Origin of the sequence: Leucobacter allii (genome assembly GCF_022919155.1) — a bacterium.
Classification (GTDB): domain Bacteria; phylum Actinomycetota; class Actinomycetes; order Actinomycetales; family Microbacteriaceae; genus Leucobacter; species Leucobacter allii.
On the sequence record NZ_CP095045.1, the window covers coordinates 1,929,860 to 1,953,242 of the forward strand.

Annotated in this window: 19 protein-coding genes and 2 pseudogenes; 10 read left to right on the forward strand and 11 right to left on the reverse strand. The window is 73.8% G+C overall.

Annotated features, from left to right (window positions below; genetic code table 11):
• Positions 1-203 precede the first annotated feature (203 nt).
• A complete protein-coding gene (locus MUN78_RS09005; RefSeq protein ID WP_244725896.1) occupies positions 204-980 on the forward strand; it encodes a carbon-nitrogen hydrolase family protein in 777 nt (258 codons plus the stop codon).
• A gap of 190 nt (positions 981-1,170) precedes the next feature.
• Here MUN78_RS09005 and speB read toward each other — a convergent pair whose 3' ends face one another.
• On the reverse strand, positions 1,171-2,157 hold the full coding sequence (speB, locus tag MUN78_RS09010; RefSeq protein WP_244725898.1) for an agmatinase: 987 nt from the start codon (positions 2,155-2,157) through the stop codon (positions 1,171-1,173).
• 358 nt (positions 2,158-2,515) lie between these two features.
• On the opposite strand from speB, the gene MUN78_RS09015 reads away from it, so the two are divergent.
• Positions 2,516-2,902: a DUF488 domain-containing protein gene (locus tag MUN78_RS09015; RefSeq protein ID WP_244725900.1), complete on the forward strand. Its 387-nt coding sequence runs from the start codon at positions 2,516-2,518 to the stop codon at positions 2,900-2,902.
• 28 nt (positions 2,903-2,930) lie between these two features.
• Here the strand turns inward: MUN78_RS09015 and MUN78_RS09020 are convergent, their stop codons facing one another.
• The 4 genes and pseudogenes from MUN78_RS09020 to MUN78_RS09035 form a co-directional block, all read right to left on the reverse strand.
• Positions 2,931-4,697, reverse strand: a complete 1,767-nt coding sequence (locus MUN78_RS09020) for an aminotransferase-like domain-containing protein (RefSeq protein ID WP_244725902.1) — start codon at positions 4,695-4,697, stop codon at positions 2,931-2,933.
• Positions 4,698-5,145: 448 nt separating this feature from the next.
• Positions 5,146-6,123, reverse strand: a pseudogene (locus MUN78_RS09025) (DNA-methyltransferase); the annotation flags it as partial.
• Between the two features lie 69 nt (positions 6,124-6,192).
• Positions 6,193-7,329 (reverse strand): enoyl-CoA hydratase/isomerase family protein, encoded by a 1,137-nt coding sequence (locus MUN78_RS09030; protein ID WP_244689274.1) that lies wholly within the window; start codon positions 7,327-7,329, stop codon positions 6,193-6,195.
• 30 nt (positions 7,330-7,359) lie between these two features.
• On the reverse strand, positions 7,360-8,679 hold the full coding sequence (locus MUN78_RS09035; RefSeq protein ID WP_244689276.1) for an MFS transporter: 1,320 nt from the start codon (positions 8,677-8,679) through the stop codon (positions 7,360-7,362).
• Between the two features lie 48 nt (positions 8,680-8,727).
• On the opposite strand from MUN78_RS09035, the gene MUN78_RS09040 reads away from it, so the two are divergent.
• The 3 genes and pseudogenes from MUN78_RS09040 (at position 8,728) to MUN78_RS09055 (ending at position 10,946) form a co-directional block, all read left to right on the forward strand.
• Entirely contained in the window at positions 8,728-9,570 is an 843-nt protein-coding gene (locus MUN78_RS09040; protein ID WP_346730549.1) for a DUF3097 family protein, read from the forward strand.
• A 136-nt stretch (positions 9,571-9,706) separates the two neighbouring features.
• Positions 9,707-10,569 (forward strand): annotated as a pseudogene (locus tag MUN78_RS16805) (arginase family protein).
• A complete protein-coding gene (locus MUN78_RS09055) occupies positions 10,566-10,946 on the forward strand; it encodes a Fe-S oxidoreductase (RefSeq protein ID WP_244689278.1) in 381 nt (126 codons plus the stop codon). Before MUN78_RS16805 ends, MUN78_RS09055 begins: the two are co-directional and overlap by 4 nt.
• A 6-nt stretch (positions 10,947-10,952) precedes the next feature.
• Here the strand turns inward: MUN78_RS09055 and MUN78_RS09060 are convergent, their stop codons facing one another.
• Positions 10,953-11,198, reverse strand: coding sequence for a zf-HC2 domain-containing protein (locus MUN78_RS09060; protein ID WP_244689280.1), 246 nt, complete (start codon positions 11,196-11,198; stop codon positions 10,953-10,955).
• Positions 11,195-11,776: a sigma-70 family RNA polymerase sigma factor gene (locus tag MUN78_RS09065; RefSeq protein WP_244694027.1), complete on the reverse strand. Its 582-nt coding sequence runs from the start codon at positions 11,774-11,776 to the stop codon at positions 11,195-11,197. The genes MUN78_RS09060 and MUN78_RS09065 overlap by 4 nt, the downstream gene beginning before the upstream one ends.
• A 104-nt stretch (positions 11,777-11,880) precedes the next feature.
• On the opposite strand from MUN78_RS09065, the gene aroA reads away from it, so the two are divergent.
• Genes aroA through bcp form a run of 3 tightly spaced genes read left to right on the forward strand, consistent with a single transcriptional unit; the run spans position 11,881 to position 15,007 of the window.
• Positions 11,881-13,431: a 3-phosphoshikimate 1-carboxyvinyltransferase gene (aroA, locus tag MUN78_RS09070; protein WP_244725906.1), complete on the forward strand. Its 1,551-nt coding sequence runs from the start codon at positions 11,881-11,883 to the stop codon at positions 13,429-13,431.
• Positions 13,428-14,510: a ribosome small subunit-dependent GTPase A gene (gene rsgA, locus MUN78_RS09075; protein ID WP_244725908.1), complete on the forward strand. Its 1,083-nt coding sequence runs from the start codon at positions 13,428-13,430 to the stop codon at positions 14,508-14,510. The genes aroA and rsgA overlap by 4 nt, the downstream gene beginning before the upstream one ends.
• Positions 14,511-14,533: 23 nt before the next feature.
• Positions 14,534-15,007 carry a thioredoxin-dependent thiol peroxidase gene (gene bcp / locus MUN78_RS09080; protein WP_244725910.1) on the forward strand — a complete coding sequence of 158 codons (474 nt, stop codon included), beginning with the start codon at positions 14,534-14,536 and terminating at the stop codon, positions 15,005-15,007.
• Between the two features lie 32 nt (positions 15,008-15,039).
• On the opposite strand, the gene MUN78_RS09085 is transcribed toward bcp, so the two are convergent.
• The gene (locus MUN78_RS09085; protein WP_244725912.1) at positions 15,040-15,471 is read right to left on the reverse strand and encodes a hypothetical protein; all 432 of its coding nucleotides are present in this window, start codon (positions 15,469-15,471) and stop codon (positions 15,040-15,042) included.
• 199 nt (positions 15,472-15,670) lie between these two features.
• Here MUN78_RS09085 and MUN78_RS09090 point away from each other — a divergent pair, with 199 nt between their 5' ends.
• Positions 15,671-15,919 carry a WhiB family transcriptional regulator gene (locus MUN78_RS09090; protein WP_010156721.1) on the forward strand — a complete coding sequence of 83 codons (249 nt, stop codon included), beginning with the start codon at positions 15,671-15,673 and terminating at the stop codon, positions 15,917-15,919.
• 76 nt (positions 15,920-15,995) lie between these two features.
• On the opposite strand, the gene argG is transcribed toward MUN78_RS09090, so the two are convergent.
• The 3 genes from argG to MUN78_RS09105 are packed head-to-tail and all read right to left on the reverse strand — an operon-like array spanning position 15,996 to position 19,292.
• Positions 15,996-17,417, reverse strand: coding sequence for an argininosuccinate synthase (gene argG / locus MUN78_RS09095; RefSeq protein WP_244689288.1), 1,422 nt, complete (start codon positions 17,415-17,417; stop codon positions 15,996-15,998).
• 41 nt (positions 17,418-17,458) lie between these two features.
• Entirely contained in the window at positions 17,459-18,442 is a 984-nt protein-coding gene (locus MUN78_RS09100; protein ID WP_244725914.1) for a malate dehydrogenase, read from the reverse strand.
• A gap of 13 nt (positions 18,443-18,455) precedes the next feature.
• Positions 18,456-19,292, reverse strand: coding sequence for an aldo/keto reductase (locus MUN78_RS09105; protein ID WP_244725915.1), 837 nt, complete (start codon positions 19,290-19,292; stop codon positions 18,456-18,458).
• A gap of 116 nt (positions 19,293-19,408) precedes the next feature.
• Here MUN78_RS09105 and hrpA point away from each other — a divergent pair, with 116 nt between their 5' ends.
• Positions 19,409-23,374 carry an ATP-dependent RNA helicase HrpA gene (gene hrpA, locus MUN78_RS09110; RefSeq protein WP_244725917.1) on the forward strand — a complete coding sequence of 1,322 codons (3,966 nt, stop codon included), beginning with the start codon at positions 19,409-19,411 and terminating at the stop codon, positions 23,372-23,374.
• Positions 23,375-23,383: the final 9 nt, after the last annotated feature.

Here is a 23,383-nt window from a genome sequence, read left to right on the forward strand (position 1 = left end):
CGGTCCGCCAGCTGGCTCGATCGCGCCGCGGGCGTCGCTGCCCGGACCCGATCCTCGCTCACGCTACCCGAGCCGAAACGTTTTAACAAGCGCGAAATCAACTCAGCCCGAACGTGTCATACTGTATTTCGAAACGATTTGGCATTGCCCCGCTCCGATCGCGCCCAGACGCGCACCCGGGGCCCGAGCCGGAGGGATCCCCCATGACCAGGAACCCGTTGCGGGTCGCCGTCGCCCAGGCGAGCCCCGCTCCGCGAGACGTCGCGCGCAACATCGGGCACGCGCAGCGGCTCATCGAGACAGCGGAGGCGCAGCTCCTCGTGCTCCCGGAGCTCTTCCTCACCGGCTATCAGACCGTCGGCCTGGACGAGCTCGCCATGGCGCATGACGACCCCCGCCTCGACGCCCTCGTCACGAGCTGCCGCTCGACGGGCACCGCGCTGCTCGTCGGCTTCGTCGAGCGCTCGGCGCAGGGTCCGTTCGACTCCATGCTCGCGATCGATCGCGACGGAACCGTGCGCCGGCCGATCCGGAAGACGCACCTCTTCGGCGGCGAGAACGAGGTGTTCGCGCGCGGCGATGCGCTCCGCACGACGCGCCTGTGCGACCTCGAGATCGGGGTCCTGAATTGCTTCGAGATCGAGTTCCCCGAGGTCGCGCGCACCCTCGCGCTCCGGGGGGCGGAGCTGCTCGCCGCGGCGTCGGCGAACATGCATCCCTACGCGCGCGACCATCGCATCGCCGCGACGGCGCGGGCGCTCGAGAATCGCCTGCCCGTCGCCTACGCGAACCGGGTGGGCACGGAGTCCGGGCACCGCTTCTGCGGCTCGAGCCGCATCATCGACGCCGACGGGGCGACGCTCGCCGAGCTCGACGAGGCCGCGGAGGGGGTCGCGCGCGCGAACATCGTCCCCGGCCCGCGCACGGCGGGCGACACCGCGATGCTCGCGCAGCGGCGCCCGGAGCTCTACGCGAGCTGATCCCCGCTCACCCAGGAGCCACGGGCTGATCCGCGCGCGCCCAGGGGCCGCGCGCTGATCCGCGCTCCCCCAGAGGCCGCGCGTGGACGGCGCCACCCGGACGACGCCGCGGCGGTTCCCGCAGCCCCGCGCACGCGCGGGGGCCGGCACGGATCCCCGCGCCGGCCCCCGCTGCCGCAGCGGCGCCGGATCAGCCGACGTACACCGGGGTGCTCGGCGACCCCGCGTGGAAGGACAGCGCCTCGAGCGCGATGCGACCGGCGACGAGCTGGGTGCGCGTCGAATGGTCGAGCGACGGCGCGGGCTCCGCGATGTCGAGGCCGATGAGCCCGGCGGGCGAGATCCCGCGCACGATCTCGAGCGCCTCGCGCATCGTCATGCCGCCGGGGGTCGGCGCGCAGGTGCCCGGCGCATAGGCGGCGTCGAGCGCGTCGACGTCGAAGGTGAGGTAGAAGCCCTCCTCGCCGACGCGCTCCAGGATCTGCTCGACGGCCCAGACCGTGCCCCGCTCCCAGATGTCCTCGAGCCAGATGACGCGGATGCCGTGCTCCCGGCAGTACGCGAGCTCCGTCTTCGGATTCATGAAGCCGCTGATGCCCACGAGCACCATCTTCGACGGGTCGTAGCCGTTGTCGACGGCGCGAGTGATCGTGCAGCAGTGGTTGAGCTCCTCGCCGCCGACATGGGGCGCGGCGTCGAGGTGGGTGTCGAACTGCACCCAGCCCGGGTTGGTCCCCGCGCGCTTCGCGGCCTTGCCGACAGGGATGCTCACCGAGTGGTCCCCGCCGAAGACGACCGGGATCGCGCCGGCCTCGACGATCTCGGTGATGTCCGCCTCGACGCGCTCGAAGGTCTTGGGGGTGTTGCCGAGCGCGACCTGGCAATCCCCGCCGTCGACGAGCGGCAGGTGGGCGAACAGGTCGAAGTCGAAGGTGGCCTGGAAGTTCGTGAACTGCACGGAGGTCTCGCGAATCGCCCGCGGACCGTAGTTGGCACCGCTGCGGCTGATCGTGGTCGCGTCGAACGGGAAGCCGTAGACCACGGCCTTCGCACCGGAGTCTCGGATCGCCTCGCGCTCGAGCGCGACCTTGGGCACCCCCATGAAGGTTCCCCCGAGGCCGCCGTGCAGCAGCCCGTTCCACATCGTCTCGTCGAACGAGCCCGCAGATTCCGTCATGATTCCCTCATCTCATCGTCCGCGACTCGCGCCGCGATGCCAGTGTCGAAACGTTCCGGACACTCAATAGCAACCAAGCCCTCGAAGTGCCGAAACGCTTCGGCAAGCGTAGCAGCCGCTCGTCTCGACTGTCCAGCGACCCTCCTGCCCCCTCCCCGCACTTCCCCTCCCCGCTCCTCCCCCTCCCCGCTCCTCCCCCTCCCCGCTTGGATCCGGGTCGTTCCGGCAGGGTGCGCACCGCCGACACCCTGCCGGAACGACCCCGATCCCGCACGGTCGAGGTGGGGAACCGGGGGTTCGAGATTCCCGGGATCGCCGGGGGCTTGGCCGCTGGCCGGGATCGCGGCACACTGGTGCCATGGACGTCGTACTCAAGCGCATCTACGAACCCGCGTCGCCCGACGACGGGTTCCGGGTCCTCGTCGACCGGCTCTGGCCGCGCGGGATCGCGAAGGCGGACGCGCGCCTCGACGCCTGGGCGAAGGACGCCGCCCCGAGCCCCGGGCTGCGCCGGGCCTGGCACGCGGACCCCGAGGGGAGATCCGACGCGCACTTCGCGTCGTTCTCCGCCGACTACCGGGCCGAGCTCGAGCAGGCGCCCGCGTCGGAGGCGCTCGACGAGCTCGTCGAGCTGGCGCGCGCGCATCAGCGTCTCACGCTGCTCTACGGCGCCAAGGATCCCGAGCGCAACCACGCCGGGGTGCTCCGCGAGGCGCTGCTCGCCCGGCTGCACCGGGCCGGGTGACGACGGTCGCGCCCGCCTCCGTCGCGCGTCAACGCGCCCGCGGCACCGTCGCCTCCAGGATCGCGCGGAGCGCACCGAGCGCCCGGATGAACTCCGCGTCCCCGGCGCCCCCGAGTCCGATCACGAGCCCCGCCATCCCCGACGCCTCCCCTCGACGCTGCCAGTACCGTCCGAGCGCCTCGGCGCCGAGCCCCTCGGCCTCCGACGCGGCGACGACCGCGCGCTCGCGCCGCCTCGCGCCCGCTCCCCCCGCGAACTCGAGGACCGCGTGCAGGCCGCCGTCCATCGGCCGCACCCGTACGCCGGGAGCGCCGGCGAGGCGATCCGACACCGCGTCGCGCCGCACCGCATAGCGCCGGAGCATCCGCGCGGTGTGGCGCCGCAGCTCGCCGCTCGCGAGGTACGCGGCGAGGGCCGTCTGCACGATCGCCGAGACCGGACCGCCGAGCTCCCGCCGCACCGGCTCGATGAGTGCGCGGAGGCCGGCCGGGGCGAGGAGATAGCCCGCGGAGAGCGCCGGCGAGACCGTGCGCGAGAAGGTGCCCAGCAGCACGACGGAGCCGCGCACGGGATCGTCGAGCGCGGTGAGCGTCGGCATCGGGCTCCCGGTGTAGCGCAGTTCGGAGTCGAAGTCGTCTTCCACCACCACCACGCCGGTGCGCGCCGCCCAGGCGAGCAGTTCGCGGCGGCGCGCCAGCGGGAGCGAGCCGCCGAGCGGGTACTGATGGCTCGGCGTCACGATCACCGCGTCGAGGATCCCCTCGGGCAGCCGACCGGTGTCCAGGCCCTCGGCATCGGCCGGCAGCGCCACGATCCGGGCGCCGAGTCGCCGCGCCGCCGCCCGGAGTGAGGGCAGGCCGGGATCCTCGACCCCGACCACCGGCGCGGCCCCGCTGCGGCCGCCGAGCGCCGTGAGCAGCAGCCCGAGACCGTCGCGCGTGCCCGCCGTGACGAGCACGTCGCGCCCGGAGCGGGCGGTGCCGCGCATCCGACGCAGGTGCTCGGCGATCTCCTCCCGCAGTTCCGGATCTCCGAGGGGCGGGGCGACGAGATGGGCCCGGGTCGCGGCCGAACGCCAGGCGGCGCGCCAGGCGGGACTGTCGACCGCATCCGTGATCGGCATGCCGGGGGCCAGCGGCCCTCGCTCGGGTCCGGCGCCCTCAGCGGATCCGCCGTCGGCCGCGCCCGCGGCGTCGGCCCCGTCTCCCGCGCCGCGCCGCGCCGAGGATCCGGTCGCGATCCGCCGCGTCGATCCCCCGGCCGCGCTCCGCTCCTCGACGCGCTCCGGCCGCGGCCCCGACGGGCCCGCAGGAGAAGCCGACGGGCCCTCGAGCGGAGCCGGCGCACCGTTCGACCGCGCGACGAGACCCTCCCCGACGCCGTCCGGCGCGAAATCGCTCGGGGCCGGGAGACCGGCAGCGGAGGGACCCGGCACGGGGAGATCGGACACGGGGAGACCTGAAGCGGAGGGACCCGACGCGGGGAGACCGGATGCGGAGGGACCCGGCGCGGAGAGATCCGGCGCCCCCGCGCCCTGCACCGCGCCCAGCTCGGGATTCACTCGGGTGCCGCTCCCGCGCGCGGCGGAGAGGTAGCCCTCGGCGACGAGCTGCTCGTAGGCGGCCACCACGACGCCGCGGGCGACGCCGAGTCTCGCCCCGAACGCGCGGGTGGCCGGCACGATCTCGCCTGGGCGCAGGGTCCCGGCGTCGATCGCCTCCCGCAGCGCCGCCGCCAGCTGCACCGGCAGCGGCGCGTCGAGACGTCGATCGAGCGCCACCGGCGGGAGCGCCACCTCCCGGCGCCCCGGTGCTCCATCGCCGCGCGCAGAACCGCCCGCGGCGGCAGCGCGCCCGGCATCACCCCCGGCGCCGGGGGCAGCTGCGCTCCTCGCCTTCATGCCGCCCGCCACGTCATGCCGATCCGGTCCCCTCGGGGGGCTCGGGAAGCTCGAAGAGCGGCGCCGCGCGGGTCGGCTCCGGCACCGGGCGCGGCAGCGCCCAGGCCGGCGTCGTCGCGGTCCTCGGCCGGTCCGCCGGAATGCGGCCGGCGGGCGGCCGTTTCTGGCCGCCGGTGCCGGCACCGGCTGCGTCGGCGCCTGCACCGGCACCGGCTGCGCCTGCACCAACACCGGCACCGGCGCCCGTGCCTCCCGCACCGTCCCCTCCGCGGTCCTGCCAGACGGCTCCGCCGGCCCGTCCTGCGGCTCCCTCCCGCTCGATGAAGGACGTGCGCCAGGGCCCGGCGAAGCGCCGGCGCATGACCGCGATCGCGTCGGCGTTGTCGTCGATGAGCAGGAAGCGGCGCCCGAGCTCCCGCGCCGCCGCGCCCGCGGTCCCCGAGCCGGCGAAGGCGTCGAGCACCCAGTCGCCCGGATGCGAGGAGGCCTGCACGATGCGCCTGAGCACGCCGAGGGGCTTCTGGGTCGGGTACCCCGTGCGCTCCTTGCCCGTCGGGGAGACGATCGTGTGCCACCACGTGTCGGTCGGCAGCTTGCCGAGGGCCGCCTTCTCGGGCGTCACGAGCCCGGGCGCCATGTAGGGCTCGCGGTCGACCTCCTCGGCGTTGAAGACGTACCGCCGGGGATCCTTGACGTAGACGAGGATGTTGTCGTGCTTCGCGGGCCAGCGCGACTTGGTGCGCGCGCCGAAGTCGTACGCCCAGATGATCTCGTTGAGGAAGCAGTCGGGGCCGAAGAGCGCGTCGAGGAGCACCTTCGCGTAGTGCACCTCCCGGTAGTCCAGGTGGAGGTAGAGGGTGCCGTCGTCGGCGAGCAGGCGCCAGGCCTCCTCCAGGCGCGGTTCGAGGAAGTCCCAGTAGGCGCTGAAACGGTCGTCGAAGCCGAGAGTCAGCTCCCGTGTCACGCGGTACGCCTGGCCGCGGAACCCGAGCCGGCTCCGCGGTGCGTCGGCCGGGATTTCAGTGCCCGGGCTCTCCTCGGGACGGGCCGGACCGCGCACCGCATCGCCCGTCTTCGCCGCGACCGCCGCGACCGCGCCGACGGGTGCAGCCGCGCCGACAGATTTGGTCGCGCCGACCGGTTCACCAGCGCCGATCGGCACGGCCGCGTCGACCGGCTCGGGGGCGTCGAGGTCGACGCGGACGCCCCGCACGCGCTCGGCCCGGCGCGCCCGTCCGGTGTTGAAGGGCGGATCGAAGTACACGAGCCGGAACGCGCCGCTCGGGAGCTCGCGCAGGTACGGCAGATTATCGCCCTGCACCACCAGGTCGGGGCCTCGGGGATCCCACGCGCTCACCGTCCCACTGTACCGGCGCACGGGAGCTCGGGCTCACCCGAAGCGGAGCGCCGCCTCACCGGGCAGGGGCGCGGGATCGAGAATGCGGGCGACCTCCGCGGGATCGAGCTCCTCGATGCGGTCCGGGATCCAGCGCGGGCTGCGGTCCTTGTCGATCACCTGGGCGCGCACGCCCTCGCGGAAGTCGGCGCGCGCCCCGAGCCGGCCGAGCACCCGGAGATCGTCGGCCAGGACCTCGGGGAGCGCGAGTCCCTCCCTGCGGGTGCGGTCGATCTGGGCGAGCGTGACGACGACGGACATGGGGCACATGCCCCGGATCGCATCGGATGCGGCGCGCGCCGCCGGCTCGGGGCTCGCCTCCAGCGCTGCGAGGAGCCGGAGCGCCGCACCGCGCGGATCCTCCGTGACCGGCCGGGGGCCGCCGAGCGCGGCCTCGGCGATCGGCGCCCACCAGGCCGCCGCCGCGAGGATCGGGGCCTCCGGGGCCGGCTCGGCGAGCTCGGCCGCCGTCCGTTCCGGGTCGTCGCCCGCGACGAGCGCGCGCCGCAGCTCCCCGAGCCGTTCCGCGGGGAGGAAGCGGTCGGCGAAGCCGAGCGCGATGGCGTCCCCCGGCCCCATCTCCCGCGCGGTGAGCGCGAGGAGCTCCCCGAGCCGCCCCGGGGCGCGGGCGAGCAGGAGATGCCCGCCGACGTCGGGGACGATCCCGATGCGCACCTCCGGCATCGCGAGCCGGCTGCGCTCGGTGACGATCCGCAGCGCCGCGTGACCGCCGAGGCCGATCCCGCCGCCCATCGTGACGCCGTCCATGACGGCCACGACGGGGATCCGCGACGTCGCGATGGCGTGGTCCACCCGGTACTCCGCGGCGAGGATCGCCGTGGTGTCGCCCGTCGAGATCTCCTTGATGTCGCCGCCGCCGCAGAAGCCCCGCTCCCCCGCCCCGTCCAGGAGGATCGCCCGGGGCGGGGCGAGTCTGAAGCCGCCGCCGCTCGGGGCGGCCGCGGCCACGAGCCCGCCGTGCGCCGCACGGAGCGCGGCGTCGAGCAGCGCGAACATCTCCGAGGTGAGCGCGTTGATCGCGCGCGGGCGATCGAGCGTGATCGCGAACACGGATCCGTCCCTCCGGGCGCGGACCAGCGGTTCGGGGCTCGGCTGCGGGGCACTCGTCATGTGCAGCACCGTAGCAGCCCCGGTCGCCGGCTACGGGGTCGGCGCGTGCGCGTCGTAGCGCTGGAAGCCGCGCGCCGTGCGCAGCAGGATCAGCATGATCCCGAGGATCAGGATGCCGCCGATGAGCGCGGGCGCCCACAGCGCGAGGAGCGTCGCGAGCGCGCCCGCGATGAGGTCGCCGACACGGGGCCCGCCCGCGACCACGACGTAGAAGAGCCCCTGCATCCGGCCCCGCACGTCGTCCGGCGCGGCGGCCTGCAGGATCGTGGTGCGGAACACGGCGCTCACGTTGTCCGCCGCGCCCGTGCCGGCGAGCGCGAGACCCGCGAGCACGATCGCGGGGATGAGCGGCGTGTCGGCGTCGCGCGGCGCATCCGTGAGTCCCGTGACGAGGAGCACCGCGCCGAAGAGCGCCGTGCACGCGCCAAACACGGCGATCGCGAGCGTCACGGCGCGCCCCTGCCGGCGCACGCCGCCGAGCGGGCCGGAGAACAGCCCGCTGAGCAGCGAGCCGATCGCGAAGGCCGCGGTGAGCGCGCCGACCGTCACCGGCCCGCCGCCGAGCACGAGGGCCCCCGCGGCGGGGAACACGACGCGCGGCGTGCCGAGCGTCATCGCGATGAGATCCCAGACGAAGGTCGCGCGCACGTTCGGCGCGCGCTTGAGGAATCGCAGGCTCTCGAGCACCGAGCCGAGCCCGGCGCTCCGGCGCTCCCCGTCCGGCCGCATGCGCGGCAGGCTGAGGATGCCGAGGAACGCCCCGGTGAACAGCACGGCGTCGAGCAGGTAGGTCCACGGGACCCCGACGCTCGCGACGAGCACCCCGGCGACCGCCGGCCCCACCGTGATCGCGGCGCCCATGGTGATCCCGCTGAGCGCGGCCGCGGCCGGGAGCAGCTGGGTCGGCAGGAGCCGCGGGATGATCGCGCCGCGCGTGGCCCCCATGATCGTCGCGGAGGCGGCGTTGATCGCGGCCAGCGCGTAGTACGGCCAGGTCGCCTCCACACCGAGGAAGGCGATGACCGTCATCGTGCCGATGCTCAGCCACGCCGCCACCGCCGTGACGAGCGCGACGAGGCGGCGGTCGAAGACGTCGGCGAGCGCGCCGCCGACGAAACCGGCGAGGATCATGGGCCCGAGCGCCCAGAGCGCGACGAGGGAGACCGCGAAAGTGGAGTGCGTGAGCTCGTAGACGTGCAGCCCCACCGCGACGATCGTCACCTGCGCGCCGATCTGCGCGATCGAGGTGCCCGTCCAGAGCTTCGCGAAGGCGGGGCTCTGCCGCAGCGGCGCCGTATCGACCAGGAGCTCGCGCAGGCGTCGGCGCCGCGCGCCCGGTTCTCCACTCACCGGCTCAGCCTATCGGCCGCGACGGGCCCCCGCGCTAGGCTCGACCCCATGTTCGACGACCGCTACGACCTCGATCCCGTCGCGCGCATGCGGCCGCGCCGCGGAGCCGTGCAGCGCCGCGAGGTCCCCCTCGCGAAGGGGCTCGTCGTCGAGCACTCCGAGACGGAGTGGTGCGGCGCCGTCGTGGGCGTCCGCGAGGGGATCGTGCAGCTCGAGGACTTCCGCGGGAAGGTGCGCGCGTTCCCGCTCGCCGACGGCTTCCTCATCGACGGCGAGCCGGTGCGGCTCGTCCTGCCGAAGCGCGGTCCGGCCGGCCGGCAGCGCACCGCCTCCGGATCATTCGCGGCCGCGCCGCAGCCGGCGCGGGTGGCGATGCCGAGCCGCATCTTCGTCGAGGGCAAGCACGACGCCGAGCTGGTCGAGCAGGTGTGGGGGGCGGATCTGCGCGCGGAGGGCGTCGTGGTCGAGCTGCTGCAGGGCGCGGACAACCTCGCGCAGGTGCTCGACGTGTTCGGGCCGGGGCCGGACCGGCGGGCGGGCGTGCTGCTCGACCATCTCGTGCCCGGCAGCAAGGAGTCCCGGATCGCAGACGCCATCGGCCGGGGGCCGCACGGGGCGCACGTGCTCATCGTCGGCCACCCGTTCGTCGACATCTGGCAGGCGGTGAAGCCGGAGCGGGTCGGCCTCGCGTCGTGGCCGACCATTCCGCGCAGCATCGAGTGGAAGACGGGGATCTGCCGGGCGCTCGGCTGGCCCTCGGACGACCCGGCGGACATCGCGGAGGCCTGGGCGCGGATCCGCGGTCGCGTCCGGCACTTCCGCGACCTCGAGCCGGAGCTCGTCGGACGCGTGGAGCACCTCATCGATTTCGTCACGGTGCCGCCGGGCTGAGGATCCGCCGGGTCGGCGGTGCCGGGCGCCGCCCGCGGGCGTATCCTGGGAGCGTCGCACGCGCAGGGAGGTTCCGGTGCCGAAGCCCGTATTTCTGGTGATGCCCGAGTGGCAGGGATCCTCGTCGTCCCGCGCCATGCAGATCTCCGAGGGGGCCGCGCTGCTGCGCGAGGATCTGCCGCAGGCGGCTCGTCGCGACATCGACGTGCCGCTCGAGGCGGGCGACGCGCTCGGCACCCCGGTCGCACGGCTGAGCAGCGTGTTGCGCGCGCGGGATGCGGCGCGCGAGGCGCTCGAAGCGCTCGATCCGAGCGCGAGCACGCCGCTCATCGTCGGCGGCGATTGCGCATCGTCCCTGCCCGGCCTCGAAGCCGCGCTGCGCGCGCACGGCAGCGACGCCGTCGCGGTCCTGTGGTTCGACGCGCATCCCGACATCCAGCACCCGAGCACCTCGCCCTCGGGGCCGCCTCGGGGATGACCCTGCGCCACGCGCTCGGCGACGGCGCCCCGGATCTCGCGGCCTCGCCGCCGCTCTCGCCGGCGCTCCTCACGCTCGTCGGCACCCGCGCGATCGACGACGAGGAGGACGCGGAGCTCGAGCGGCTGGGCATCCGGGTGCTCGCCCCCCATGACGGCGCCCTGGAGCGGGGCGCCGCGGCCGCGGCCCCGGAGACCGGCGTCCCGGCCCCGTCCCCCGACCCGGAGGCGCTCGGCGCCCGCGTGGCCGAGCTCCTCGCGGCGTCGGGCGCGCGGAGCGTCTACGTGCACGTCGACCTCGACGTGCTGGACCCCGCGGAGTTCTCGGCCGTGCACGCGCCCGTGCCCTTCGGCCTCAGCACCGCCCAGCTCACCCACGCGATCCGCGCAGCCGTGGCCGCGCTGCCGCTCGCGGGCGCGGCCATCTGCGAGTTCGCGCCGGCGGACGAGCGCGCGGCGGAGGAGGATCTGCCGACCGTGCTCCGGATCCTCGCCGCGCTCACCTCGGGCGGGGCCGCGTGAGCGGAGCGGAGCGGCCGAAGCGCCTGCCGTTCGCCGGCCTGGGGCACGCCTACGCCACCTGCGTGGGCTTCGTCTGGGGGACGATCTGGAGCACGGGCCGCGTGGAACGCATCGACGGACTGTGGGTGTTCCGCGGGATGCCGCGGTGGAGCTTCGGGCGCGGCGGCAGCTGCGTCGGATCCTGCTACCTCACGGACGCGAACGTCTCGCCGCGGGTGCTGCGGCACGAGCGGGTGCACCGGGAGCAGTGGCGGCGCTACGGGCTCGCGCTGCCGCTGCTGTACCTGCTCGCCGGACGCGATCCGCTGCGCAACCGCTTCGAGATCGAGGCCGGGCTCGCCGACGGCGGCTACCTGCCGCGCCCGCGACGGCGCTGAGGCGGCTCAGGCCTCCCGCAGCCCCGCGAGGATCGCGTCGCGCAGCTCGCTCGGCGGGCAGTTGCTGATCCGCTCGTCCTCGCAGGCGCGCTTCACGACCTCCGTGAGGTTGATGCAGACGCTCTGCTCGTCGCTGCAGTCGGGGCACTGCTCGATGTGCTCCCGGATCGGCGCGGACTCCTCCGCGCAGAGCTCGCCGCGGAGCATCTCGTACAGGTTGGCCTTGGCCTTCTCGCATCCGCAGTCGCTCATCGCGCGTCTCCCTTCTCCGCAGCCGCCTTCGAGGCCGTCGCACCGGCCGTGCGCCGACCCGCATCAAGTCCAACGCCCTGCTCGCGCGCGTATTCCCCGAGGGACTTCCGCAACCGCGCCCGCCCGCGGTGCAGTCGGCTCATCACGGTGCCGATGGGCACCTCGGCGATGTCGGCGATCTCCTGGTAGCTGAAGCCCTCGACGTCGGCGAGGTACACCGCCATGCGGAAGTCCTCGGGCAGCTCGTTGAGCGCCGTGCTCACGACGGAGTCCGGCGTGCGGTCGATCGCCTCCGCCTCCGCCGAGCGCGAGGACATCGCGGTGGTCGACTCCGCGCCGCCGAGCTGCCAGTCCTCCAGCTCGTCGACGGCGCCGAGATACGGCTCGCGCTGCTTCTTGCGGTAGGTGTTGATGTAGCTGTTCGTCATGATGCGGTACAGCCACGCCTTGAGATTCGTGCCCTCCTGGAATGAGGCGAAGGCGGCGTAGGCCTTGAGGAAGGTCTCCTGCACCAGGTCCTGGGCGTCCTGCGGATTGCGCGTCATCTTCATCGCGGCGCCGTAGAGCTGGTCGAGCATCGGCAGGGCGTCGTCCGCGAAGCGCTGCTCCAGGTTCGACTGCGGGGCGGGTTCACTCACGCTTCCGATCCTAGCCCTGCGGGCTGCGGGTAGACTCGATGACGATGCTGATCGCGAAGATGAACCAGGGCAAGGACGGCGACGAGACCGGGACCGGCGAGGGCGCCGAGGCCGCCGCCGAGCACTGGCCGGCGCCGGTCGCGGAGGGACGGATCGACGCGCGGGTGGCGCTGCCGGGCTCGAAGTCGCTCACCGGTCGCGAGCTCGTGCTCTCGGCGCTCGCGGATGGGCCGGGCACGCTCCGGGCGCCGCTCCACTCCCGCGACTCGGCGCTCATGATCGACGCCCTGCGCGCCCTCGGCACGGAGATCTCGGAATCGGGAGGCGACGGCGCCTTCGGCGCCGATCTGCGCATCGTGCCGGCTGCGGAGCTCACCGGCTCGACGAGCATCGCCTGCGGGCTCGCGGGCACCGTGATGCGCTTCGTACCGCCGGTCGCGGCGCTCGCGCTCGGACCGGTCGCCTTCGACGGCGACCCGTACGCCCGCAAGCGGCCCATGCGCCCGGTGCTGGATGCGCTGCGGGCGCTCGGCGCCGACATCGCCGACGAGGGACGGGGCGCACTCCCGTTCACGGTGCACGGCACCGGCGCGCTGCGCGGCGGACGTGTCGAGCTGGACGCCTCGCTCTCGAGCCAGTTCGTCTCGGCCCTGCTGCTCGCCGGCGCCCGCTTCGCCGAGGGCGTGCACGTCGTGCACACGGGTGAGCGCGTGCCGAGCCTGCCGCACATCGAGATGACGCTCGAGACGCTGCGGGCCCGCGGGGTCGACGCCGCGAGCCCCCGCCCGGGCGAGTGGCTCGTGCGACCGGGCCCCATCGCGGCGCGCGAGGTGCGCATCGAGCCGGATCTCTCCAACGCCGCGCCCTTCCTCGCCGCGGCCCTCGTCGCCGGCGGCCGCGTGACGGTGCCGGGCTGGCCCGCCGCGACGACCCAGGTCGGCGATTCGCTGCGGGGTCTCCTCGCCGAGTTCGGAGCCGAGGTGGCGCGCACCGACGGCGCGCTCGCCGTCGCCTCGGACGGCGCGATCCGCGGGGTCCGGCTGCACCTCCCCCAGGCGGGAGAACTCGCGCCGACCCTGGTGGGGCTCGCGGCGCTCGCGGCGCACGGCCGGGACGGCACGGACGGCGAGCCGAGCGAGATCACGGGCATCGGGCACATCCGGCACCACGAGACGGATCGGATCGCCGCGCTCGTCGCCGAGATCAACGCCCTCGGCGGCGACGCCGCCGAGCTCCCCGACGGGATCGCGATCCGGCCCGCGGCGCTGCACGGCGGAGTGTGGCACAGCTACGCCGACCATCGCATGGCGACGACGGGCGCCCTCATCGGGCTCCGGGTGCCCGGGGTCGAGGTGGAGGACGTGGCCTCCACGGCGAAGACGCTGCCGCAGTTCACGGACCTGTGGCAGCGGATGCTCGGGATCGCGGGCCCCGCGGGCGAGCCCGGCGCCGTCCGATCCCAGCAGCTCCTCTCCGGCGCCGCGGGCGGCCTCGCCGCGGCGGGGCTCGCGGGCGGGCTCGGCGGCGATGCCTGGACCGTCGAACCGACGGCGGGGCCGGGCTTCGACCTCGGCGGCGGATTCGACGACGCATGAGCTGGCTGACGCCCGACGACGCGGACGACGACGTCCCGTACGGCGAGTACGCCGATCATCGGGTGCGCGAGCGCCCGAACCCGAAGGCGAACCGGCCGCGCACGAAGCGCCGGCCGGAGCACGCCGACGCGGTCATCGGCATGGTGACGGGGGTGGACCGCGGCCGCTACGCCGTGCGGATCGGCGCGGGCGCCGATCCCGACGACGCCCGCGAGCGCACGCTCACGGCGGCGCGGGCGCGCGAGCTGCGGCGCACCGCCATCGTCATCGGCGACCGCGTGCAGCTCGTCGGCGACACGAGCGGCGACGAGGGTTCGCTCGGCCGGATCGTCGGGCTCGAGCCCCGCACCACGCTGCTGCGCCGCAGCGCGGACGACAGCGACCGCGTCGAGCGCGTCATGGTGGCGAACGCCGACCAGATGCTCATCGTGGTCGCCGCGGCGAACCCCGAGCCGCGGGTGCGCCTCGTGGACCGCTACCTCGTCGCGGCCTACGACGCCGGGATCCGCCCGCTCATCTGCGTTACGAAGACCGACCTCGCCGACCCGGCACCGTTCCTCGCGCACTTCGCCGCACTCGAGGTGCCCGTGTTCCGCATCGCGCACGCGGGCGGCGCGGAGGACGCCGTCGCCGGCCCGCTCGCCGGGATCCGCGCGGCGCTCGCGGGGCGGACGACCGTGTTCGTCGGCCACTCGGGAGTCGGCAAGTCGACCCTCATCAATGCGCTCGTCCCCGAGGCGCAGCGCGCGACGGGGCACGTGAACGAGGTGACCGGGCGCGGCCGCCACACCTCCTCCTCCTCCGTCGCGCTGCGGGTGGCCACGCCGGGCGCAGCGGACGGCGAGGCGGGCTGGGTCATCGACACCCCCGGCGTCCGCTCCTTCGGGCTCGGCCACGTCACGGGCGAGGGGATCCTCCGCGGCTTCACCGACCTCGCCGAGCTCATCGAGCGCTGCCCCCGCGGCTGCACGCACCAGGACGACGCGCCGGACTGCGCCCTCGACGCCGCGGTCGCCGACGGCCGGCTCGACGCGGCCGGCGCCGCCCGCGTCGAGTCGCTCCGTCGACTGCTCAGGTAGCGGTCCGCCGATAGGCTGGAGGGATGACCGATCGCGCACTCCTCGAAGCCGGAACCGAAGCCCCCGCATTCACCCTCCCCGACCAGGACGGCCGGAGCCGCTCGCTCGCGGACTACCGAGGCGAGCGGGTGATCCTCTTCTTCTACCCCGAGGCCATGACCCCGGGCTGCACGACGGAGGCCTGCGATTTCCGGGACTCCACCGCGCCGCTCGAGGCCGCCGGCTACCGGGTGCTCGGGATCTCCCGCGACGCCGTGGAGAAGCTGCGCCGCTTCGCCGACCGAGACGGCCTCGAGTACCCGCTCCTCAGCGACCCGGAGCTGTCCGTGCACCACGCCTACGGGGCGTACGGGGAGAAGAACAGCTACGGCCGCATCATCGAGGGCGTCATCCGCTCGACCTTCGTGATCGATGCCGAGGGGCGCGTCGCGCACGCTCTCTACAACGTGAAGGCCACCGGCCACGTGGCCCGCGTCCGCAAGCTCCTCGGGATCTGAGCGCCGGGCGCTCGCGCGCCCCGGCCCGGGCGCTACTCCCCCGCCTCGGCCCGCTCGGCGACCGTGCGCGTGTCGGGCTGGGCGAGGATCGCCGCCAGGAACCCGAGGAGCGCGGCGGCGGCGAGGGCGAAGCCGAGCCACCACGGGCCGATCCCGATCTGCAGGCACCCCGTCCCCGCCGCGAACAGCAGCACGTGCACCGTGACCGCCGAGCCGCGCACCCAGCTCGCCCGGCCGCGGAGCGCGCCGACGAGGGTGATGACGACCCAGAGCAGGCAGACCGCCGCCATCACCACGAGGCTCACGTTCTGTAGCATGGAGCCCGCGGAGCCCGCGGAGCCCGCGGCGCCGATGACGGTCATCACCACCACCCCGGCGAGGAACGCGCTCTCGAGGGCGAGCAGCACGCGCAGCGCCGCCCACCCCGCCAGGGATCGCGGGTGATCAGCGGGTGACGAAACCATTTCGGCTCTCTTTCCAAACAATTGCAAGTTACCTATTGATTTGCACTTGCATCCGTGAAACTATATAACCCGTCGAGTTTCGCGCACACCGACGTGAGCATTCTCAGCCACGTTTCAGGTAGTTACGGCGCGAGATCTTGGCTTCTAGCCTCTCCAGTATTTCGCGTGCGTGCGCAGATTAACTAGGAGGACACCCAGAATGGATTGGCGCGAGCAGGCTGCATGCCTCACCGTGGACCCCGAGCTCTTCTTCCCGGTCGGCAACACCGGCCCGGCCGTGGAGCAGATCGAGCGCGCGAAGTCCGTCTGCGCGCGCTGCACCGTCACCGAGATGTGCCTGCAGTACGCGATGGACACGGGCCAGGACTCGGGCGTCTGGGGCGGCCTGAGCGAGGACGAGCGGCGCGCCCTCAAGCGCCGCGCCGCCCGCGCGCGCCGCGCCTCCTGAGCGCCCGCGGCGCTCGCGCCGCAGGATGACGAAACCCCGGGCCGCCGAAGCGGCCCGGGGTTTCGTCGTTCGCGGCTCAGTCCGTGCCGGCGTCGAACGCCGCGGAGAGGCCGAGCTCGTCCGCGTCCTCGTCGATCCCAGATACCGCGTCGGCGATCTGCGCCGCTCCCCCGGTCTCGAGCTCGCCCACGAGCTCGGCGGTCGCGCCGCCCACGAGCCCGAGCTGCGCGTACTGCTCGAGGCGCTGGCGCGAGTCGGCGATGTCGAGGTTGCGCATCGTGAGCTGGCCGATGCGGTCCTCGGGGCCGAAGGCCGCCCCCACGGTGCGCTCCATCGAGAGCTTCTCCGGGTGGTAGCTCAGGCTCGGGCCCTCGGTGTTCAGGATCGTGTAGTCGTCGCCGCGGCGCAGGCGCAGCGTGACCTCGCCGGTGATCGCCGAGCCGACCCAGCGCTGCAGCGCCTCGCGCAGCATGAGCGACTCCGGGTCCAGCCAGCGGCCCTCGTACATGAGGCGGCCGAGCTTGCGCCCGTCGGTGTGGTAGCTCGCGACGGTGTTCTCGTTGTGGATCGCGTTGACGAGCCGCTCGTAGGTGATGTGCAGCAGCGCCATGCCGGGGGCCTCGTAGATGCCGCGCGACTTCGCCTCGATGATGCGGTTCTCGATCTGGTCGGAGACGCCGAGGCCGTGACGGCCGCCGATCGCGTTCGCCTCGTAGACGAGCGCGACCGGGTCGTCGAACTCGACGCCGTTGATCGCGACGGGGCGGCCGGCCTCGAAGCGCACCGACACCTCCTCGGTGGCGACCTCGACGTCGTCGCGCCAGGCGGCCACGCCCATGATCGGATCGACGATGTCGAGGCCGGCGTCGAGGAACTCGAGCTTCTTCGCCTCGTGGGTCGCGCCCCAGATGTTCGCGTCGGTCGAGTAGGCCTTCTCCGTCGCGTCGCGGTAGGGGAAGCCGTGCGCGACGAGCCACTCGCTCATCTCGTGCCGACCGCCGAGTTCGCTCACGAAGTCGGCGTCGAGCCACGGCTTGTAGATGCGCAGCGCCGGGTTCGCCATGAGGCCGTAGCGGTAGAAGCGCTCGATGTCGTTGCCCTTGTAGGTGGAGCCGTCGCCCCAGATGTCGACGCCGTCCTCCTTCATGGCGCGCACGAGCAGCGTGCCCGTCACGGCGCGGCCGAGCGGCGTCGTGTTGAAGTAGGTCTTGCCGCCGGAGCGAACATTGAAGGCGCCGGTCTGGAGCGCGGCGAAGCCCTCCTCGACGAGCGGTCGCTTCGCATCGACGTGGCGGGCGATCTCGGCTCCGTACTCCTTCGCGCGGCCGGCGACGCCGTCGATATCGGGCTCGTCGTACTGACCGATGTCGGCGGTGTAGGTGCAGGGCACGGCGCCCTTTTCGCGCATCCACGCGACCGCGCACGAGGTGTCGAGACCGCCGGAGAAGGCGATGCCGACGCGCTCGCCCACGGGAAGAGAAGAAAGAACCTTGGACATGCTCTCTATCCTAGGGTCTCCGTGGGCGGGCGCACGCCGCCTCAGCCGAGGAGGCCGAGCTCGCGCACGGCCTCGCGCTCGGCCGCGAGCTCGGCCACGGAGGCGTCGATCCGCCCGCGCGAGAACGTGTCGATCCCGAGCCCCTCGACCACCTCCCACGCTCCGTTCACCGAGCGCACGGGGAAGGAGGAGACGAGCCCCTCGGGGACGCCGTACTCGCCGCGGGAGACGAGCGCCGCGCTCGTCACCGCGCCGTCGCCGCGCACCCAGTCGCGCACGTGCTCGATGGCGGCGTTTGCCGCGGAGGCGACCGAGGAGCCGCCGCGCACCTCGATGATCTCGGCCCCGCGCTGCGCGACCCGTTCCACGAAGGCGCCGCGCGCCCATGCCGGGTCGACGACCTCGAGAGCCGCCCGGCCCGCGATCGTCGCATGGCTGACGTCGGGGTACTGGGTGGCCGAGTGGTTCCCCCAGATCGCGACGCCCGCGATCTCCTCCACGCGCGCGCCGGCCTCGGCCGCGAGCAGCCCGACCGCGCGATTGTGATCGAGCCGGGTGAGCGCCGTGAAGCGCTCCGCGGGGACGTCCGGCGCGTGTTGCTGCGCGATGAGCGCGTTGGTGTTGGCCGGGTTGCCGACCACCGCGACGCGCACGTCGGCGGCGGCGTGCTCGCCGATGGCGCGGCCCTGGGGCCCGAAGATCGCCCCGTTCGCGGCGAGCAGCTCGCCGCGCTCCATGCCGGCCGTGCGGGGGCGCGAGCCGACGAGCAGCGCGACGTTCGCCCCGTCGAAGGCGACGGCGGGGTCGTCGCTGAGCTCGACCCCGGCGAGCAGCGGGAACGCGCAGTCCGCGAGCTCGAGGGCGGCGCCCTCGGCACCGCGCATCCCCTGCGGGATCTCGAGCAGGCGGAGCCGCACGGGCCGGTCGGCGCCGAGCATCGCGCCGGAGGCGATGCGGAACATGGCGGCGTAGCCGATCTGGCCGCCGGCTCCGGTGATCGTGACGGTGGTCGGGATGGCGGTCATCGGGGCCTCCCGCTCAGCGCGCGTTGAACGCGAAGGGATCGGGGCCGAAGTTGCGCTGCTCGTCGAGCGCGTCGATCGCGGCCATCTCCGCATCGCTCAGCGCGAAGTCGAAGAGCGCGGCGTTCTCGAGCATCCGCTCGCGGCGCACGGTCTTGGGGAAGACGATCGTGCCCTGCTGCACGTGCCAGCGGAGCACGATCTGCGCGGGCGTGCGGTCGTGGGCGGCCGCCGCCCGGGCGATCTCGGGGCGCTCGAGCAGATCGCTCTTGCCCTGCGAGAGCGGGCCCCAGGCCTCGATCGCGATGCCGTGCTCGCGGGCGAAGGCGCGCAGCTCGCGCCGCTGGTGGAGCGGGTGCAGCTCGATCTGGTTGACGGCGGGGACGACCTCGGTCTCGTCGAGGAGCTGCTGCAGGTGCGGGATCTCGAAATTGGAGACCCCGATGGACGCGGCGCGGCCGGAGGCCGCGATATCGATGAGGCCGCGCCAGGCGCCGAGGGCGGTGCCGAGCTCGGGGACGGGCCAGTGGATGAGGAAGAGGTCGACGCGATCGAGACCGAGGCGGTCGAGGCTCTCCTGGAAGGCTTCGGCCGGGCGCTCCTGATCGGTGTTCCAGAGCTTCGTGGTGACGAAGATCTCGTCGCGCGCGAGGCCGCTCGCGGCGATCGCCGCGCCGACCTCGGACTCGTTGCCGTAGAGCGCGGCCGTGTCGATGTGGCGGTAGCCGACGGCGAGCGCCTCCTCGACGGTGCGCTGCGTCTCGCCGGGCTCGACGAGGTAGACGCCCAGGCCGAGCTGCGGGATCGAGGCCCCGTCGTTGAGGGTGAGGTTCGGGATCTGCAGGTCGGACATGGAGCTCCTGACGCGTCGAAGGGACCGGACGTCGGGCGATAACGCCGCGGTCCTCCCAGTATTCCCGATCCGCCTCCGATGCCCCTGCGCGTCCGACCCGCGATAATGGGGAGGTCATGACGAATCCGCTCCCGCACATCGACTTTCCCGGCGACCTCCCCGTCTCGCAGATGCGCGAGGAGATCGCTGCGGCGATCCGCGACCATCAGGTGGTGATCGTCGCCGGCGAGACCGGTTCGGGCAAGACCACGCAGCTGCCGAAGATCGCCCTCGCCCTCGGACGCGAGCGCATCGCGCACACGCAGCCGCGCCGCATCGCGGCGCGCACGATCGCGGAGCGCGTCGCCGAGGAGCTCGGCAGCGAGCTCGGCGGCCTCGTCGGCTACCAGGTGCGCTTCACGGACCAGGTGTCGGCGGAGACCCGGATCCGGCTCATGACCGACGGGATCCTGCTGAACGCGATCCACCGCGACCGCGAGCTCGCCGCCTACGACACCATCATCATCGACGAGGCGCACGAGCGCAGCCTGAACATCGACTTCCTGCTCGGCTACCTCAAGACACTGCTCCCCCGTCGGCCCGACCTGAAGGTCATCATCACCTCCGCGACGATCGACCCCGAGTCCTTCGCGCGGCACTTCGCCGACGCCCGCACCGGCGAATCGGCGCCCGTCATCGAGGTCTCGGGCCGCACCTTTCCCGTGGAACTGCGCTACCGCCCCCTCGTCGACGAGATCCGCTCCCCCGACCCGAAGGGCGGACCCGACCGGATTCGGAAGGTGGAGCGCGACCTCTTCGACGCGATCGGGGACGCCGTCGACGAGCTCGGGCGCGAGGCTCCGGGCGACGTGCTCGTCTTCCTCTCCGGCGAGGCGGAGATCCGGGACGCGTCCGACGCGCTGCGGGGCCGTCTCGGCCGCAACGCGGCGCGGCCCGTCGAGATCCTGCCCCTGTACGGCCGGCTGAGCGCCGCCGAGCAGCACCGCGTATTCGAGCGCCCGAAGGGCGGCGGTGTGCGGCGCATCGTGCTCGCGACGAACGTGGCGGAGACCTCGCTCACGGTGCCGGGCATCCGCTACGTCGTCGACGCCGGCACCGCGCGCATCTCGCGCTACTCGGCCCGCAGCAAGGTGCAGCGGCTGCCCATCGAGGCGGTGTCGCAGGCGAGCGCCAACCAGCGCTCCGGACGCTCCGGGCGCACGAGCCCGGGCATCGCGATCCGGCTGTACAGCGAGGAGGACTTCGCCGCGCGGCCGGAGTTCACGGAGCCGGAGGTGCGGCGCACGGGGCTCGCCTCCGTGATCCTGCAGATGCTCGCGCTCGGCCTCGGGGAGATCGCGAAGTTCCCCTTCCTCACCCCGCCCGACCCCCGCGGCATCGCCGACGGCATGGGGCTCCTCGTGGAGCTCGGCGCGGTGCGGGCGGAGGGCCGGGGATCCCGCGCGCAGCACCGCATCACCCGGATCGGACGGGAGCTCTCCCGCCTGCCCATCGAACCGCGCTTCGCGCGGATGGTCGTCGAGGCCCGCCGGCACGAGGTCGTGCCCGAGGTGCTCGCCATCGTCGCGGGACTCACCGTGCAGGACGTGCGCGAGCGGCCGCAGGCCGAGCGGGGGCGAGCGGACGAGCTGCACGCGCGCTTCGCCGATCCGCAGGGCGACCTCATGACGCTGCTGAATCTGTGGAACCATCTCCAGGAGCGGCAGCGCGAGCTCTCCTCGAGCGCCTTCCGGCGGCTGTGCAAGGCCGAGTACCTGAACTTCCTCCGGGTGCGCGAGTGGATGGATCTGTACCGCCAGCTCTCCCGCATCGCGAAGGCGCCGCGGGGCGAGGCCCGCGGCGCGGGACCGGGCTCGGATTCGGGCGCGGGTCCGGTCTCGGAATCGGGCTCGGGCGCAGGACCGGGCGAGGCGATCCACCGCTCGATCCTCGCGGGGCTGCTCTCGCAGCTCGGCGTGCGCGACGACCGGCAGGACCGGAGCGCCCCGGCGCGCGGGCGCTCGACCGCCGGGGCGGTGAAGCGCCGTCCGGCGCAGGAGTACCTCGGATCCCGCGGCACCCGCTTCGTGCTCTACCCGGGCTCGGTACTCGCCAAGAAGCCCCCCGAGGTCGTGATGAGCGTCGAGCTCGTCGAGACCTCGCGCCTCTTCGCCCGCTCGAACGCCGTGGTCGATCCGGCGTGGGCGGAGGAGCTCGCGGGCCCCCTTGCGAAGCGCCAGCTCTCCGAGCCCCGCTGGGAGAAGCGGCAGGGCGCGGCCGTCGCCACGGAGCGCGTGACGCTCTACGGGGTGGCGATCGTGGACGGCCGCCGGGTGCAGCTCTCCCGCTTCGACCCGGAGCACGCGCGGGAACTGTTCATCCGCCACGCCCTCGTGGAGGGCGACTGGGATTCGCCGCAGGCCTTCGACCGCGCGAACCGGCAGCTGCGCCGCGAGCTCGAGCAGCTCGAGGAGCGCACGCGACGCCGCGACATCGTCGGCGACGACGAGGCCGTCTTCGAGTTCTACGACGCGCGGATCCCAGCCGACGTCGTCTCCACGCGGAGCTTCGAGGGCTGGTGGAAGCGCAAGCGGGAGACCGACCCGCAGTTCCTGCACCTCCGTCGCGAGGACCTGCTCGAGGAGGAGGCCGAGGAGGTCGACGAGTCGGAGTTCCCGAAGCAGTGGCGGCACGGCGACCAGACGCTGCGGCTGCGCTACCGCTTCGACCCGACGGCGGAGGACGACGGGGTGACGGTGAACGTGCCGCTGCCGCTGCTGCCCCGGCTCGACGGCTCGGCCTTCGAGAAGCTCGTGCCCGGGCTCCGCCATGAGCTCGTCACGGCACTCATCAAGACGCTGCCGAAGGCGATCCGGAAGCACGTCGTCCCCGCGGCCGACTGGGCGCGCACGCTCCTCGAGGCGGTCGCGCCGCGGCTCGACGCGGCCCCCGCCGCGGGCGGCGGCGACGGCGGCCCCGCGCTCACGCAGCTGCTCGCGGACGAGATCCGCCGGCGCACGAGCGTGCCCGTGGCCGCCGACGACTTCGATCCGACGCGATTGCCCGCGCACCTCACCCCCACGTTCCGCGTCGTGGACGGCCGCGGTCGCACGGTCGGCACGGGCAAGGACCTCGGCGCGCTGCAGGCCGCGCACCAGGAGCGCGCGACCGAGGGCGTGGCGAAGGTGGCCGCCGCGGCGATGCCGACGAGCGAGCTCGAGCGGAAGGGCGCCACGGCCTGGGAGTTCGGGGAGCTGCCGCGGCACGTCGACACCGCCTACGCGAAGGGGCGCGGCTCGGGCGCCGGCGTGGTGCGCGCGTACCCTGCGCTCCTCGACCGCCGCACGAGCGTCGATCTCGTGCTCGTGGCCGACGAGGCGGAGCAGGCGCGGCTATCCCGCCGCGGGATCCTGCGCCTCGTCGCGCTGAGCTCGCCCTCCCCCGCGAGCTACGTGCGCGAGCACCTCTCGAATCAGGAGAAGCTGCTGCTCTCGGCCGGCCCGTACCGGACGCCGGACCTCGCGATCGCCGACGTCTCGCTCGCGGTCGCCGAACGGGTCATCCGGCGGCACGCCGCCGACGGGCTCGTGTGGTCGGAGGCGGTCTTCCAGGCGATCGCGGACGACTACGCGCGCAGCCTCATCGACGAGATCTACGCCGCGATCGCGCTGACGGCGCGCACGCTCGACGCCGCGAGGCTCGCGCGCAAGGCGATCGACGGGGCGAAGTCGCTGCAGGTGCTCGGGCAGATCGCCGACGCGGCGCGGCAGGTGGACGGTCTCGTCTTCGACCGCTTCGTGTCTCGCACGGGGCTCGCACGACTGGAGCGCCTGCCCGTCTACCTCGAGGCGGTGCGGCTGCGGATGGAGCATCTGCCCGCGCAGCCCGGTCGCGACCGGGCCTGGCAGAACGAGGTGGATCGCGCGCTCGCCCTCCTCGCCGAAGCCGGCGGCGAGATCCCGCTCGCCCCCGAGGCGCCCGCGCATCTCGTACGGGCGCGATGGCTCGTCGAGGAGCTGCGGGTGAGCCTCTTCGCGCAGCAGCTGCGCACTGCGGAGCCGGTGTCGCTGCAGCGCATCCAGAAGGCCCTCCGCGAGGGGTAGGCGGCCCGT

Excerpts from the sequence above, each read along its gene's own strand:
- MUN78_RS09005 (WP_244725896.1), top strand. The coding sequence starts at position 204 with ATGACCAGGAACCCGTTGCGGGTCGCCGTCGCCCAGGCGAGCCCCGCT.
- speB (WP_244725898.1), bottom strand. The coding sequence starts at position 2,157 with ATGACGGAATCTGCGGGCTCGTTCGACGAGACGATGTGGAACGGGCTG.
- MUN78_RS09015 (WP_244725900.1), top strand. The coding sequence starts at position 2,516 with ATGGACGTCGTACTCAAGCGCATCTACGAACCCGCGTCGCCCGACGAC.
- MUN78_RS09030 (WP_244689274.1), bottom strand. The coding sequence starts at position 7,329 with ATGACGAGTGCCCCGCAGCCGAGCCCCGAACCGCTGGTCCGCGCCCGG.
- MUN78_RS09040 (WP_346730549.1), top strand. The coding sequence starts at position 8,728 with ATGTTCGACGACCGCTACGACCTCGATCCCGTCGCGCGCATGCGGCCG.
- MUN78_RS09060 (WP_244689280.1), bottom strand. The coding sequence starts at position 11,198 with ATGAGCGACTGCGGATGCGAGAAGGCCAAGGCCAACCTGTACGAGATG.
- MUN78_RS09065 (WP_244694027.1), bottom strand. The coding sequence starts at position 11,776 with ATGCTCGACCAGCTCTACGGCGCCGCGATGAAGATGACGCGCAATCCG.
- aroA (WP_244725906.1), top strand. The coding sequence starts at position 11,881 with ATGCTGATCGCGAAGATGAACCAGGGCAAGGACGGCGACGAGACCGGG.
- rsgA (WP_244725908.1), top strand. The coding sequence starts at position 13,428 with ATGAGCTGGCTGACGCCCGACGACGCGGACGACGACGTCCCGTACGGC.
- bcp (WP_244725910.1), top strand. The coding sequence starts at position 14,534 with ATGACCGATCGCGCACTCCTCGAAGCCGGAACCGAAGCCCCCGCATTC.
- MUN78_RS09085 (WP_244725912.1), bottom strand. The coding sequence starts at position 15,471 with ATGGTTTCGTCACCCGCTGATCACCCGCGATCCCTGGCGGGGTGGGCG.
- MUN78_RS09090 (WP_010156721.1), top strand. The coding sequence starts at position 15,671 with ATGGATTGGCGCGAGCAGGCTGCATGCCTCACCGTGGACCCCGAGCTC.
- argG (WP_244689288.1), bottom strand. The coding sequence starts at position 17,417 with ATGTCCAAGGTTCTTTCTTCTCTTCCCGTGGGCGAGCGCGTCGGCATC.
- MUN78_RS09100 (WP_244725914.1), bottom strand. The coding sequence starts at position 18,442 with ATGACCGCCATCCCGACCACCGTCACGATCACCGGAGCCGGCGGCCAG.
- MUN78_RS09105 (WP_244725915.1), bottom strand. The coding sequence starts at position 19,292 with ATGTCCGACCTGCAGATCCCGAACCTCACCCTCAACGACGGGGCCTCG.
- hrpA (WP_244725917.1), top strand. The coding sequence starts at position 19,409 with ATGACGAATCCGCTCCCGCACATCGACTTTCCCGGCGACCTCCCCGTC.